This is a genomic window from Acidobacteriota bacterium (assembly GCA_039028635.1).
Taxonomy (GTDB): domain Bacteria; phylum Acidobacteriota; class Thermoanaerobaculia; order Multivoradales; family JBCCEF01; genus JBCCEF01.
This window is the reverse complement of record JBCCHV010000011.1, coordinates 75,629-89,613: the sequence shown is the minus strand read 5'-3', so window position 1 is coordinate 89,613 and position 13,985 is coordinate 75,629. Positions and strand designations below refer to the sequence as shown.

The window sequence follows — 13,985 nt, the reverse complement described above, 5'->3', positions numbered from 1 at the left end:
GGCGCGTAGCCCCTCTCGAGACAGACAGCGGCCGCCGAAGAAGTCGCAAACGCGACTTGTTCGGCAGCCGTCTAACGGGCTAGACGCAGGCCGCTGAACTGCCAGCAGGTATCGGCCGGGAAGAAGTTGCGATAGGTGGCGCGGATGTGATTGCCGGGGGTGACGCAGGAGCCACCGCGCAAGACGAACTTGTTGCTCATGAACTTGCCGTTGTACTCGCCGAGGGTGCCGTCCAGGGGGCGATAGCCGGGATAGGGCGAGTATTGGCTGGCGGTCCACTCCCAGACGTCGCCGAACATCTGCCGCGGGCCGGCGATCCCGTCGTCGGCGGCGGGTAGGGGGTGGAGGGCTCGCGACTCGACGAAGTTGCCGCTCCTCGGCAGGGTGGCGGCGGCCGCTTCCCACTCGAACTCGCTGGGCAGCCGGGCGCCGGCCCAGCGGGCGTAGGCATCGGCTTCGAAGTAGCTGATGTGGGCGAGCGGTAGAGAAGGCTCGAGCGGCCGCAGGCCGTGGAGGGTGAAGACCTGCCACTCGCCGTCTCGCTCCTGCCAGTAAAAGGGGGCCTTCCAGCCCGCTTCTTGCACCTGGGCCCAACCCTCCGAGAGCCAGAGGTCGCCGCGCCGGTAGCCGCCGTCGGTCAGAAACTCGAGGAACTCGCCCTGGGTCACCAGCCGGTCGGCGAGCTCGAAGGGCTCCAGGAAGTAGCGGTGCCGGGGGCCCTCGTTGTCGAAGCTGAAGCCGTCTTCCGGGCGATGTCCGATCTCCCGCAGACCGGCCTCGTAGGGCAGCCAGCGCAGCGCCTCGACCGAGCCCGCCGGGGTCGCCGGCCGCGGCGAGGTGTCATAGGCCGGTCGCAGCGGATTGACCGACAGGACGTGCTTGATATCGGTGAGCAGGAGCTCCTGGTGCTGCTGCTCGTGATGCAGCCCGATCTCGACCACCCGGTGGATCTCTTGGGCCTCTGAGTCGTGACGCCCGGCGAGCGAATCGAGGAAGGCTGCCATGGCCTCGTCGACGCGCTGGCGGTAGGTGTAGACCTGCTCCACCGTCGGGCGGCTGAGGTAGCCCCGCTGGTCGCGGCAGTGGCGTTCGCCGGCGCCCAGGTAGTAGGAGTTGAAAAGGAATTGGTAGTCCGGGTCGACGACCTCGTAGCCGACGGCCTGGGGCACCAGCACGAAGGTCTCGAAGAACCAGGTGACGTGGGCGAGGTGCCACTTGGTGGGGCTGACGTCGGGCATCGACTGGACGACGTAGTCCTCGGTGGCCAGCGGTGCGGCGAGGTCTTCCGTTTGCCGGCGAACGGCGAGGAAGCGGTCGGTCAGGGGCGCGCTGTGGGCGAGGTCGGAGATCATCGGGCGGCTCCTGTCGAGGGGGTCAGGAAGGCGAGGCCGAAGCGGCCCTCCCGGTCGCTGATCCAGCGCTCGAGATGGAGGCCGGCATCGCTGGCCAGTCGGGTCACTTCGTCGGCGGTGAATTTGCGGCTGATCTCGGTGTGGATCGACTCGCCGGCGGCGAAGTGCGCGACGCCACCGGCGCGGCCGAGGGAGACGCGCTGCTCGACCGTCGCCACTAGGTGCATTTCGATGCGGCGCCGCTTGCGGTCGTAGAAGGCCCGGTGGCGAAAGCGGTCGAGATGGAACTCGCAGCCCAGCTCACGGTTGAGGCGCCGCAGGAGGTTGCGATTGAAGGCCGCGGTGACGCCTTGGGAGTCGTTGTAGGCAGCCTCCAAAACGGCGACATCCTTGACCAGGTCGAATCCGACCAGGAAGGTGTCGCGCCGGCCGAGACTGGCTCCGACTCGCGCCAGGATGTCGGCGATCTCCGCATCCTCGAAATTGCCGATCGTCGAGCCCAGAAACAGCACCAGGCGGTCGCGGCCGGCGAAGGGCAGCTCCGGCCAGTGATTGAAATCGCCGAGAACTCCCTGCAGGTCGATGTCCGGATAGTGACGCCGGAGCTCGTCGAGGGACGCCCGCAGGGCGGTCTCGCTGACCTCGACGGCGCCGAAGCCTTCGAGAGTGCCGGCCCGGACGGCGGCGTCGAGCAGCAGCCGGGTCTTGCTGGCGCTGCCCGAGCCCAGCTCGACGATGGCCTGCGGCCGGGCGGCAGCGACGATGGCCTCCTTCTCGCGCTCGAGGAGAGCGCGCTCGGCGCGGTACGGGTAGTACTCCGGCAGATCGGTGATCTTCTCGTAAAGGCGCGAGCCGTAGGCGTCGTAGAAGTACTTCGATGGCAACCACTTGGGCTCGTCGCCGAGACCTTGGCGCACCGCCCCGGCGAGCTCCGCGGTGGGATCGTCCGGTTCGAAGGCGGCGACCGCGACGCTACTGGGGCCGAGATTGGGCGGGCTCATCGCGATCTCCTGGGGTGATTCGGTGCAACGCCAGGCACCCTACGAGGGTTCCGGCCGCCCCGCCAGGGGCGGCCGGTCAGGAAGCGTCAAGGACTGGCTAGCCTTCGGCCGGAATCGGCTCGAGGGCGCCCTCGGTGGCTAGGGTCTCCTCACCCTCTTCTTCTTTCACCGGCCGGGCGCCGCGCACCAGATCTTCGAGGACATGGTAGAGGGTCGGCACCAGCACCAGCGTGATGAAGGTGGCGAAGAGGACGCCGAAGGCCAGCGAGGTGGCCATCGGGATCAGGAACTGGGCCTGCATGCTCTCTTCGAGCAACAGTGGAAGCAGCCCGACGAAGGTGGTCAGGGAGGTCAGGATGATGGGTCGGAAGCGGGCCGCCCCGGCCTCCCGAATGGCCTGGCGCAGGGGAGTCCCCTGGCGGTGGGCGCGGTTGATCCAGTCGACCATCACCAGGCTGTCGTTCACCACCACGCCGGTGAGGGCGACGATGCCGAAGAAGGACAGGATGGTGAGGTTGATACCCATCAGCACGTGCCCGAAGACGGCGCCGATGAGGCCGAAGGGAATCACCGCCATCACGATCAGCGGCTGGAGATAGGAGCGGAACGGCACCGCCAGCAGGGCGTAGATGGCGAACATGGCGATGATGAAGCCGCGGATCAGGCCGCCGAAGGAGTCGCGCTGCTCCTGCTGCTCACCCTCGAAGGTGTAGCGCACGTCGGGATAGTCGCGCAGCAATCGCGGTAGCACCTCGCCTTCGAGGCTGGCGATGATCTGGGCCGAGTTGGCCTTGTCCGGGTCGACGTCGGCGGTGACATTGACCACCTGGCGGCGGTCGATGCGTCGGATCGATGACGGACCGCGGGAGAGGGAGGCGCGGGCGGCGGTGGTGAAGGGAATGGTGCCGCCGTCCGGCGTGCGCAGCCACATGCTCTCGAGATCGGCCAGGGAGCGGCGCTCCTGGGCCGGAAAGCGCACCATCACCCGAACGTCTTCGCGGCCGCGCTGCAGGCGCTGCGCCTCTTCGCCGTAGAAGGCCTGGCGCACCTGACGCCCGAGGTCGCTCAAGGTGAGACCGGCGGCCTCCCCTTCGGCGGTGATGTCGAGCTCGATCTCCTGCTTGCCGGCGCGGTAGGAGTCGGCGATGTCCTGCACTCCCGGATAGTTGCGCAGCTCTTCCTTGAGACGACTGGCCACCGTTTGCAGACGTTCGCCATCGGCTCCCGACATCTGGACGTTGACCGCATCGCCGGCCGAGAACAGGGCGGCGCTGAAGGTCAGGCTCTCGGCCGCCGGAATCGCCGGTGCTCGTTCGCGCCATTGGCGAGCCAGCTCGGGGCTGGTGAGGCGGCGGTCTTCCGCCGGCGTCAGCTCGACGTTGACCTCGCCGAGGTGGCCGCCGGAATAGTCCTGGCCGACGCCGCCGGCGCCGCGGCTCTGGTCGCTGCGATAGGGCTGAGCGCCGATGGTGGTGGAGACGTTCTGGAAGATCTTCTCGCCCTCCTCCTCCTCGAGCTCCGCGAGCAGGGCGAAGACTTCCCGCTCGAGATCCTCGACGGCGGCGATGGTGATCTCCGCCGGGGTGCCCTGGGGCATCTCGAGGATCGCCACCACGTTGTCCGCCTCGGTGGGCGGCAGGAAGGAGAAGCGCACCCAGCCGCCGATGACCACCGCGAAGGTCACCATCAGCACGGCGAGGGTGGTGGACAGGGTGAGATAGCGCTGCTCGATGGCGCGCTCGAGGAACGGCCGGTAGGCGTTCTCGACCAGCCATTGCAGGCGGCGCGAGAAAGCCCGCTGGATGGTCTGCCAGCGGCGCCGCAGGGCACCCGGCTGTTTCTCCTCGGTGTGCTTGAGGTGAGAGAGATGGTTGGGGAGGACGAGCAGCGACTCGATCAGCGAGAAGACCAGGGTGGCGATCACGATCAGCGGAATCACCCGCATGATCTTGCCGGTGCTGCCGGGGACGTTGAGCAGCGGGGCGAAGGCGGCGATGGTGGTGAGAATTGCGAAGGTGACGGGAATCGCCACCCGGTTGGCGCCATCGACGGCGGCTTGCAGCCCCTCCTTGCCCTTTTCGAACTCGGCATAGATGTTCTCGCCCACCACGATGGCGTCGTCGACCACGATGCCGAGCACGATGATGAAGGCGAACAGCGAGATCAGGTTGATCGAAACGTCGACCACCGGCATGAAGGCGAAGGCGCCGAGGAAAGAGATCGGAATGCCGAGGGTGGTCCAGCCGGCGAGCTTCAGGCGCAGGAAGAGGGCGAGGGTCAGGAAGACCAGCGCGAAACCGGCGCGACCGCTGCGGATGAGCAGGCCGAGGCGGCTGCGCAGCACCTGGCTGTCGTCCTGCCAGGTGGTCAGGGCGATGCCTTGCGGCAGGCTGGCCTGGGCCTCGGCGACGTAGTCTTTGACCGTATCGGCGACGTAGATGGCGCTTTGCTCCCCGACCCGGAAGACCTGGACCAAGGCCGTCGGCTGGCCGTTGAAGCGCGCCTGGACATCGGTGTCGGCGAAGCCGTCCACGATGGTGGCGATCTCGCCGAGGTGCACCCGGCGGCCGTCCGGCAGAGCCAGCACCGGCAGACCGGCGAAGGCGTCGGCATCGTAGGCCTGGCCTTCGGTGCGCAGCAGGATCTCGCCGCCGCGGGTCTCGATCTCGCCCCCGGGAATGTCGAGGGAAGAGCGTCGCACGGCGCCGGCGACGTCGTCGAAGGTCAGGCCCCAGCGGCGCAGCGCCTGCTCCGAGACCTCGACCGAGATCTCGTCCGGACGGGTGACGGCGACCTCCACCTGGGTGATGCCGGGAAGGGCGAGGATCTCTTCCCGGACGCCCTCGGCGAGGGTCTTGAGGGTGCGTTCGTCGGCATCCCCGGAAACCGCCACGTTGATCACCTGGCGGCGCAGGATGACCTCTTCGATGACCGGCTCTTCGGCCTCGTCCGGGAAGGTGTCGATGCCGTCGACCCGGCTCTTGATCTCGTTGAGCAGCTTCTGGGCGTCGGCACCGCGCTCCAGCTCGGCGATCACCGAGGCGGAGTTCTCGGCCGCCGTCGATTCGATCTTCTTGATGTCCTGAAGATCTTGAATCGCCTCCTCGATGCGCAGCACGACGCCGCGCTCGACCTCCGCCGGGGCGGCGCCGGGGTAGGGCACGACCACCGAGATGCGGTCCGCCGAGAACTCCGGAAAGACTTCCTTGCGCAGGCCCCAGGCGGCCATCAAACCGAGGGCGATGATCAGCATCATCAGCAGGTTGGCGGCGACGCCGTTGGCGGCGAACCAGTGGATCAGGCGTCTCATGAGGGCTCCCCGGAGGTGCTGTCGGTGCGCACCTCCATGCCGTCGACGACGGCCACGATGGGCGAGACACAGATCTCTTCACCGGCCTCGAGGCCGCCGCTCACGAAGACCTCCTCCCCCTTGGTGCGGAGCACCTCGACGGTGCGGAAGCGCAGCCGCTGGTCCTGGTCCAGGACCAGTACTTGTTGGCCTTCGCGCAGGGCGCCGCGGGGCAGGACGAAGACCTCCTCGACTTCGCGGCCGGCGATCTCCGCATCGACGAACAAGCCCATCGGGAGAGGCGGTCCGGAGGCTCCGGGACGGCGCCGGAAGGGATCGTCGACGCGCGCGATGAGGTCGAGCATGCGGCTGCGTTGGTCGACGCTGCCGGCGGTGCGCACCACCCGTGCCGGCCAGGTGGCGATCTGGCCGCCGAACTGGCCGCGCAGGGTGACCTCCGGGCCGGCCTCGCCGGAGGGCTCGCCGAGGGGCAGATCGAGGAATCCGAGCTCCTGCTGCGACACCGGCAAGCGGATTTCGGCATAGTCGGTACCGAAGGCGCTGGCCAGCGGCGTGCCCGGCGCGACGAACTGGCCGAGGTCCGCCTGCTTGCTGCGCAGGCGACCGGTGAAGGGAGCGCTGATGCGGGTGCGCTCGAGGTCGAGGCGGGCCTTGCTCAGGCTCGCCTTGGCGGCCTCGACGTTGGCCCGCGCCTCGGCGAGCTGCGGCTGGCGGAGCACCAGGGCGTTGGCTTCGCCGCTGCCGAGCTCCTCCCATTCCTGGCGCGCTACTTCCGCTTCGGCGGTCTCGAGCTCGAGGCGCGAGGCGGCCTGGGCGACGGCGGCCTCGGCCTGGGCGACGGCGAGCTCGTAGTCGCTCGCCTCGAGGCGCAGCAGGGTCTGGCCGCGGGAGAAGAAGCCGCCATCGGCGAAGGCCGGCGAGACCCACTCGATACGACCGGCGACCTGGGCGATCAGGACGGTCTCGGTGCGCGGTGCGACGGTGCCCTGGGAAGAGACGTCGAGGCGGGCCGCCAGCGGTTCGGCGGTGGCGGTCCGCACCAGCGGTGGGGGCACCGCCGACTCGACTCTTTCGACCTGCGGCTTGGAACGGGCGATGACGGTGGCGGCGATGCCACCGAGCAGGAGGATCAAGAGGGGTAAGAGGACACGCAGACGTCGGTTCATTTCGACGGGGTCTCCGGAGAGTTCGGGGGAAGTAAGTCGAAATCGCCGCCGAGGGCGAGGTGGAGGTCGACGCGGGCATCGAGCCGTTGGCGTTGGGCGGTGAGCAGCAAGCGTTGGGCGAGGAAGGCCGAGCGCTGGGTCTCGAGCACCGTCAGATAGTCGATCAGTCCGGCATCGTAGCGTTGCTCGGCGAGGGCGCGGGCGGCTTCCGCCTCCTGCACCGCCTCGCCGAGGGCGGTGAGCTGTTGGTCGAGAAAGAGCTCCGCCGCCAAGGCCGATTCGACCTCGCCGAAGGCGCGTTGGATGGAACCCGAGTAGGCGGCCAGCAGCTCCTGGCGCTGGGCCTCCGAGAGTTCGACGGCGGCGCGTAGGCGGCCGCCCTGGAAAACCGGCTGCAGCAGGTTTCCGGCCAGGTTCCAGATCGAGAAGTCACTGTCCACCAGATCCCCGAGCTCGTTCGACGAGCGGCCGGCGCTGCCGGTGAGGCGGATCTGCGGGTAGAGGGCGGCGCGCGCCGCCACCAGCGAGAAGCCAGCCGCCGCCAGGCGCCGCTCGGCGGCCGCCAGATCCGGACGTTGCTGCAGGAGGTCCGCCGGCAGCCCCGCCGGCAACGCCGCCGGCAGAGGCGGCAAGGTGCCGGCGCTCGCCACCTCGGCGGACGGATAACGGCCGAGGAGGAGCTCGAGGCGGCGACGACTCTCCTCGACCTGCTGCCGCCGCTGCGGCAGGGTGGCAGCTTCGGAGGCCTCGTTGGCGGCCGCCAGGCGCAGGTCGAGGGCGCTGCGCACACCGCGCCGATAGCGCCGTCGAATGCGGTCCGTGGTGGCCTGGCGGTTGCCCAGCTCCGCTTCCGCCAACCGCAGCTGAGCCTCCGCATCGAGGGCCGCGAACCAGGCCTTGGCGGTCAGTCCGGCGAGCGACACGCGGGCCGCTCGCAGGTCCGCCGCGCTAGCTTCGCGCTGCGCCTGGGCGGCGCCGGCGTTGGCTCGCAGGCGGCCCCACAGGTCGATCTCCCAGGAGCCGCTGAGGCTGAGGCCGAGGGAGGTCGACGTGTTCGAGAGAACGCCGCCGCTGGCACCGGGAATCGGCAGGCCGATGAAGTTCTGCCGGCCGCGCGAGCCATCGAAGCCGGCGCTGACGCTCGGCTTGCGGTCGGCGCCGGCGATGCGTGCACGGGCTTCGGCGGCGGCGAGCCGTGCCGCGGTGCCGGCGAGGTCGTAGTTGCTGGTCAGGGCTTCGCGAATCAGGTCATCGAGGGTCGGGTCGTCGAAGTTGCGCCACCAGGTGGGCTCCGGGAGCGGTGTCGGAGGGGCCGGGCGGGTCCAGGATTGGGGCGGTTCGAAAGCCAGCTCGGGGGTGCTCGCCGGCGGTGCGGAAGTGCATCCGAGGGCGAGCGCGAGGGCGAAGACCAAGAGGAGTCCACCGGCGGCGGGGAGCGGTCTGTTCAAGGGTGTTCTCCGGCCTCGGGAGGGTCTCCGCAGGCGGCGGTCGAAAAGCCCGCCGTCACGAAGGCCACGAGGCGCTGTTCGAGGATGTCGGTGTCGAGAGCTTCGACCTCGACCGGGTTGCCGGGGGGGCCGAAGTGTTTTCTCAGCAGTCCAGCGGTGACGGTGTGGACCATCGAGCCCACCATGAAGTGAAAGCGCCAGAAGATCTCCTCCGCCGAGAGGTGGGGGAGGACGCGGGCGAAGGCCGCGGTGAAGCGCTCGAGGATCGGCCGGAACTCCGCCACCAGGATGGTTCGGACTTCGTCGCCGGGTTCGGAGAAGGCTCGGCTCATCAGTTGGGCGATGGCCTGGGGAGTGTGATCCGGATCGCGCATCATGCGCAGGATCGGCGCCACGAAGGCGCGCGCGATCTGGCTGACGCTCGGCGTACCCTCGGCTTCGAGGGCGTCGAGGCGGCGCAGGCGCTCGCCGTTGATGGGGCGAATGCGGCGCGCGAAGACGGCCCGGATGAGGGCGTCCTTGGAGCCGAAGTGGTAGTTCACCGAAGCCAGGTTGGTGCCCGCCTCCTGGGTGATGGCGCGCAGCGAGGAGCGGGCGATGCCGTGAGCCGCGAACAGGCGCTCGGCGGCATCGAGGAGGACGTCCTTGGTGGGATTCGAAGGCAAGTTCATGGTTGTAAACGATCGTTTCAAACGAACGTTTGAATGGTAGGGTTGTCGGGCGCTGGTGTCAAGCCCCGCGATGGCGATGAAGGCCGGCTCGAGGGGGCGAAGAAACAAACGCTGGTTGCGAGGCGTAGTACCGATAGCGACGGTAATCGCACCCAGGCTTTGAGGACCAGGAAGACACTTCGCGGCCACTTCAGCGGCCGATATTGGGGAGATCTAGAGCTATGAATTCAGTCAAGACGCTGCTGCTCGTCCTGCTAATGGCGGCCTTCGTCATGACCCAGACCGGTTGCGCTGGTAGCGACACCGATGCTGCCGAGGCGACGACCGCTGAGAAGGCCGCCGATGGTGAGGCGGGCGAGGACGAAAAGGAAGACGAGACCGTTCCGGTGGAGGTCGTCGAGCTCCGCCGGGGTGCCATCGAGGAGACCCTGCGCTATTCCACCAATCTCGAGGCCGAGAACTCGGTGACCGTGTTCGCCGAGGCGGCGCGTCGGGTTCAGGAGCTGCGGGTCGAAGAAGGGGACCGGGTGCGCAAGGGCCAGATTCTGGTGCGGCTGCAGGACGAAGAGCAGCGCACCCGCCTGGCCAAGGTGCAGAGCCAGTACGACAAGTCCTCCCGCGAGTACGAGCGCCAGAAGCGCCTGCATGCCGACGAGCTGATCAGCGAGCAGGCCTTCAATGACGCCACCTACGATCTCGAGCAGCTCAAGCTCGAGCTCGAAGAGGCCCAGCGTCAGCTCTCCTACACCGAGGTGCGGGCGCCGATCTCCGGCACCATGACGGCGCGCATGGTCAGCCTCGGCGACTATGTGACGGTCAATCAGGCGCTGTTCGAGATGGTCGACTTCGATTCCATCGTGGCGCGGGTCTACGTACCCGAGAAGGTGCTCCACCGGGTCGAGATCGGTCAGAACGCCCGAATCAGTGCACCGGCCCTGCAGGGCGACAGCTTCCGCGGCCGGGTGCAGCGCCTGGCGCCGATCGTCGATCCCCAGAGCGGCACCGTCAAGGTGACCGTTTCGACACCCCCTCGGGGCGGCCTGCGGCCGGGCATGTATGTCGATGTCGAGCTGGTGACGGCGGTGCGCGATGACGCCCTGCTGGTGCCGAAGCGGGCGCTGGTCTATGACGAGGACCAGATCTTCGTCTATCGCCTGGCGGACGATATGACGGTCGAGCGGGTGATCGTGGAAGCCGCCCTCGAAGACAAGGAGAACATCGAGCCGGTGGCCGGAATCGCGGCCGGGGACCGCCTGGTGGTGGCGGGGCAGGCCGGTCTCAAGGACGGCGCCGAGGTGCGTGTGGTGCAGGCTGCAATGGCTCCCGAGGCGACCGAGGGACAGGTTGTTGCGGAATGAGCACTCACGACGATGATGCGCCGCGGGTGAGCGGCGAAGAGACCCTGCCGGGAGTCGAGACGACGGCCCGCGAGCCGGTCGATCTCGAACCCGAAGATCCCGGAGAGGACGATCGCGGAAGCCGTTTGTCGAGCTTCACGACCAGCCGACCGGTGGCGGTCTTGATGGTGTTCATCGCCCTGGCGGTGTTCGGCTTCATGTCCTACGGGCGCCTGCCGGTGACCCTGATGCCGGAGCTGACCTATCCCACCTTGACGGTGCGCACCACCTACCCGGGGGCGGCGCCGGAAGAGGTCGAAAACGACATCAGCCGGCCGATCGAGGAAGCGCTCGGCGTGATCGGCGGCCTGCGCCGGATTTCGAGCATCAGCCGCTCCGGGGTGAGCGATGTGGTGATGGAGTTCTCCTGGGACACGGAGATCTCCGATGCCACCCAGGATGCCCTCGAGCGCCTCGACCTGGTCTTTCTGCCGGACGAGGCGGAACGGCCGCTGATCCTGCACTACGACCCGTCCCTCGACCCGGTGATGGAGCTCTCCCTCTCCGGCGCCGGCGGCCGCTTCGCCGACGAGGAGGGCTTGCGGCGCCTGCGGCGCCTGGCGGATCTGCAGATCAAGCGCGCCCTCGAGCCGGTCACCGGGGTGGCGGCGGTGCGAGTGCGCGGCGGTCTCGAGGAAGAAATCCACGTCCTGATCGACGAGAAGAAGCTGTCGCGCACCGGCCTGTCGATCCAGACCGTGATCAATCGCCTGTCGCAGGAGAACATCAACGTCGCCGGCGGCACGATCAAAGAAGGGCGCACCGAGTACATGGTGCGAACCCTCAACGAGTACGAGGACATCGGGCAGATCGAGAACACGGTGGTGGCGCGCCTCGCCGGCCGGGACGTTCGCCTGCGCGACCTCGGCACCGTCCAGTGGTCGCACAAGGAGCGGGAGATCGAGACCCGTACCGATGGCGGCGAGAGTGTTCAGATCGACATCTTCAAGGAGGCGGACGCCAACATCGTCGCCCTCGCCAAGCGAGTGCGACTCCGTCTCGGGGAGATCGATGAAGAGGCCGCTGCGGGAGCCTCGGCGAGTGAACGGGGTGGCCCCGGCGGCCGTCAGCAGGCGGCGGGGCTGGCGCAGCAGCTATTCGTCAACGAAGGCGCCAAGCTGCAGGTGGTGGCGGACCGGTCGCTGTTCATCGAGAGCAGCATCAACGAGGTGCGCAACACCGCCATCATCGGCGGCATTCTCGCCATCCTGGTGCTCTTTGTGTTCCTGCGCAACGTCAAGACCACGCTGATCGTGGCGGTGTCGATTCCGGTGTCGTTGCTGATCACCTTCGGACCCCTGAAAGTGCTCGGGGTATCCCTCAACATCATGTCCCTGGGCGGTCTCGCTCTCGGCATCGGCATGTTGGTGGACTCTTCGATCGTGGTGCTCGAATCGATTTTCCGCTGTCGCGAAGAGGGCGACGACGTGGTGCCGGCGGCGGTGCGTGGCACCGGCGAAGTGCGCGCTGCGGTCATCGCCTCGACGCTGACCTCGATTGCGGTGTTCTTCCCGATGGTCTTCGTCGAGGGCATCGCCGGCGAGGCCTTCGGTGATCTCGGTCTGGCGGTGGTGATCTCGCTGCTCGCTTCGCTGCTGGTGGCGGTGTTTCTGATTCCGATGCTGGCCAGCCGCCAGGGCATTCGCCAAGGGCGCGAGCTGAGCGACGGCGTGTTCTCGAGCTTCGAAACCTGGGGCGCCTGCCGCCGCGACTTCGCGGCCTACCGAGGTCGCTTCGGGCAGGGCGGAGTCCTGGCTCGTCTCGGGCGCATCGTCAGCCTGCCCTTGGTGTTGCTCTACTTCTTGCTTCGCCTGGTCTTGGGATCCGTCTTCGAGCTCGTCGCCAAGCTGTTGATCGGTGGCGGCCTGCTCTTCGGGGTTCTGTTGCGGCGAGTGCTGCTGCCGTTCCTCGGAATCGTCTTCAAGGTGCTGATGTTCTTGCCCAGCAAGATCACCGAGGGGGCGCTGGGGTTCCTGCGCAACACCTATCCGCCGGTGCTGCGTTGGGCGATCCGTCACACCGGCACGGTGGCCCTGGTGGCCCTGCTGTTGATCGCCGGCTCGGTGGCGATTGCCCTCGAGCTCGACAACGAGCTGCTGCCGGAGGTCCATCAGGGAGAGTTCACCTTCGAGGTGGCGCTGCCGGTGGGTACCCCGATCCAGGAGACCAATCGCATTCTCGAGCCGGTGGAGCAGGCCATCCTGGCGGAGCGCGACAGCATCGAGGCGCTCATCCTGACGGTCGGCTTCGACGCCGCCAACTCGCAGCGCTCCGACGAGGGTGAGCACACCGCTCGCTTCAAGGTGTTGCTCGATCGTCCGCAGATCGGCTTCGGCCAGAAGGTGGCCTGGTTCCTTTCCGGTCGCCTGTGGCGGGAAACCGATCTGAGGGCCCGCGAAGAGGCGGTGATCGCCCGCATTCGGCAGAGCCTGGCAGAGGTGCCGGATCTCGATGCGCGGGTGGTGCGTCCGGTGCTGTTCAGCTCCAAGACACCGATCGAGGTCGAGGTCCACGGCGACAACCTGGCGGAGCTCAAGCGTCAGGGTGAAGAGGTGCGAGCGATGATGGCGTCCCTGCCGGAGCTCACCGATGTCGAGGTGACCCTGAAGAGCGGCGCGCCGGAGGTGCAGATCGTCTACGACCGCGAGCTGCTGCTGCGCTATGGCCTCAACCTGCGCGGCACGGCGGAGCTGGTGCGCAACCAGGTCAAGGGCTTCGAGGCGACGCGCTTCAATCTGCAGGACCGGCGGGTGCCGATCCTGGTGCGCCTCGGCGAGGACGATCGTGAGTCGGTGGAAGACCTGCGGGCGCTGGTGGTCAACCCCTCCGGCAGCCGGCCGATTCCGCTGGCCTCGATTGCCGACGTCTCCCTCGGAGAAGGCCCGAGCGAGGTGCGCCGGGTCGATGGCCGACGGGTTGCCCTGGTCAACGCCAACATCGGCGAGGGTTCGCTCGGTGGGGCGGTGGCGGCAATCGAGAACGCCCTCACCCACAAGGTCGACTGGCCATCCGACATGACCTACTACATCGCCGGCCAGAACGAAGAGTGGCAGCGCAGCCGCGGCAGTCTCTATCTCGCCCTGGCGCTGTCGATCTTCCTGGTCTACGTCATCATGGCGGCCCAGTTCGAGTCCTTGGTCCAGCCGCTGGTGATCATGTTCACCATCCCCCTGGCCTTCCTCGGCACGGTGCTGGCGCTGCAGATTCTCGGCATCAGCCTGTCGATCGTGGTGGTGCTCGGCATGATCATGCTGGCGGGGATCGTGGTCAACAACGCCATCGTGCTGGTCGACTACATCAACACTCTGCGCGGCCGAGGCCTGAGTCGCGACGCCGCCATCGTGACCGCCGGCGAGGCCCGTCTACGACCGATCCTGATGACCACCGCGACCACCGTCCTCGGTTTGCTGCCGATGGCCTTGGGGGTCGGTGACGGCGCCGAGATCCGCACCCCGATGGCGATTGCGGTGATCAGCGGGCTGGTGGTCTCGACGGCGCTGACGCTGCTGATCGTTCCGGCCGTCTACGCCCTCTTCGATCGCATTCAGTCGCGCCTGCTGGGGCGCGAGGAGGCTACCGAAGAGGCCGCCGGCGGGCTCTACTCGGAACCGGAAACGGCCCTGACCTGAACAGAAGAGTG

Annotated in this window: 8 protein-coding genes; 2 read left to right on the top strand and 6 right to left on the bottom strand. The window is 67.9% G+C overall.

All coding sequences use genetic code 11. The features are described from left to right. Positions 1-71: 71 nt before the first annotated feature. The 6 genes from egtB to AAF604_06845 form a co-directional block, all read right to left on the bottom strand. Entirely contained in the window at positions 72-1,352 is a 1,281-nt protein-coding gene (egtB, locus tag AAF604_06870) for an ergothioneine biosynthesis protein EgtB (GenBank protein MEM7049362.1), read from the bottom strand. Further along, a complete protein-coding gene (gene egtD, locus AAF604_06865; GenBank protein MEM7049361.1) occupies positions 1,349-2,353 on the bottom strand; it encodes an L-histidine N(alpha)-methyltransferase in 1,005 nt (334 codons plus the stop codon). The genes egtB and egtD overlap by 4 nt, the downstream gene beginning before the upstream one ends. 97 nt (positions 2,354-2,450) lie before the next feature. Beyond that, a complete protein-coding gene (locus AAF604_06860) occupies positions 2,451-5,663 on the bottom strand; it encodes an efflux RND transporter permease subunit (GenBank protein ID MEM7049360.1) in 3,213 nt (1,070 codons plus the stop codon). Further along, entirely contained in the window at positions 5,660-6,829 is a 1,170-nt protein-coding gene (locus AAF604_06855) for an efflux RND transporter periplasmic adaptor subunit (protein MEM7049359.1), read from the bottom strand. Before AAF604_06855 ends, AAF604_06860 begins: the two co-directional genes overlap by 4 nt. Further along, a complete protein-coding gene (locus AAF604_06850; protein ID MEM7049358.1) occupies positions 6,826-8,277 on the bottom strand; it encodes an efflux transporter outer membrane subunit in 1,452 nt (483 codons plus the stop codon). Before AAF604_06850 ends, AAF604_06855 begins: the two co-directional genes overlap by 4 nt. After that, positions 8,274-8,948 (bottom strand): TetR/AcrR family transcriptional regulator, encoded by a 675-nt coding sequence (locus tag AAF604_06845; protein MEM7049357.1) that lies wholly within the window; start codon positions 8,946-8,948, stop codon positions 8,274-8,276. The genes AAF604_06850 and AAF604_06845 overlap by 4 nt, the downstream gene beginning before the upstream one ends. Before the next feature lie 221 nt (positions 8,949-9,169). Here AAF604_06845 and AAF604_06840 point away from each other — a divergent pair, with 221 nt between their 5' ends. Together AAF604_06840 and AAF604_06835 are read left to right on the top strand one after the other, a co-directional pair. Then, the gene (locus AAF604_06840) at positions 9,170-10,306 is read left to right on the top strand and encodes an efflux RND transporter periplasmic adaptor subunit (protein MEM7049356.1); all 1,137 of its coding nucleotides are present in this window, start codon (positions 9,170-9,172) and stop codon (positions 10,304-10,306) included. Beyond that, positions 10,303-13,974: an efflux RND transporter permease subunit gene (locus AAF604_06835; protein ID MEM7049355.1), complete on the top strand. Its 3,672-nt coding sequence runs from the start codon at positions 10,303-10,305 to the stop codon at positions 13,972-13,974. The genes AAF604_06840 and AAF604_06835 overlap by 4 nt, the downstream gene beginning before the upstream one ends. The last annotated feature ends 11 nt before the right edge of the window (positions 13,975-13,985 follow it).

What these genes read in the sequence shown, in the direction of transcription:
- egtD (MEM7049361.1), bottom strand. Translation starts at nt 2,353, where the DNA reads ATGAGCCCGCCCAATCTCGGCCCCAGTAGCGTCGCGGTCGCCGCCTTC.
- AAF604_06845 (MEM7049357.1), bottom strand. Translation starts at nt 8,948, where the DNA reads ATGAACTTGCCTTCGAATCCCACCAAGGACGTCCTCCTCGATGCCGCC.
- AAF604_06860 (MEM7049360.1), bottom strand. Translation starts at nt 5,663, where the DNA reads ATGAGACGCCTGATCCACTGGTTCGCCGCCAACGGCGTCGCCGCCAAC.
- AAF604_06835 (MEM7049355.1), top strand. Translation starts at nt 10,303, where the DNA reads ATGAGCACTCACGACGATGATGCGCCGCGGGTGAGCGGCGAAGAGACC.
- egtB (MEM7049362.1), bottom strand. Translation starts at nt 1,352, where the DNA reads ATGATCTCCGACCTCGCCCACAGCGCGCCCCTGACCGACCGCTTCCTC.
- AAF604_06855 (MEM7049359.1), bottom strand. Translation starts at nt 6,829, where the DNA reads ATGAACCGACGTCTGCGTGTCCTCTTACCCCTCTTGATCCTCCTGCTC.
- AAF604_06840 (MEM7049356.1), top strand. Translation starts at nt 9,170, where the DNA reads ATGAATTCAGTCAAGACGCTGCTGCTCGTCCTGCTAATGGCGGCCTTC.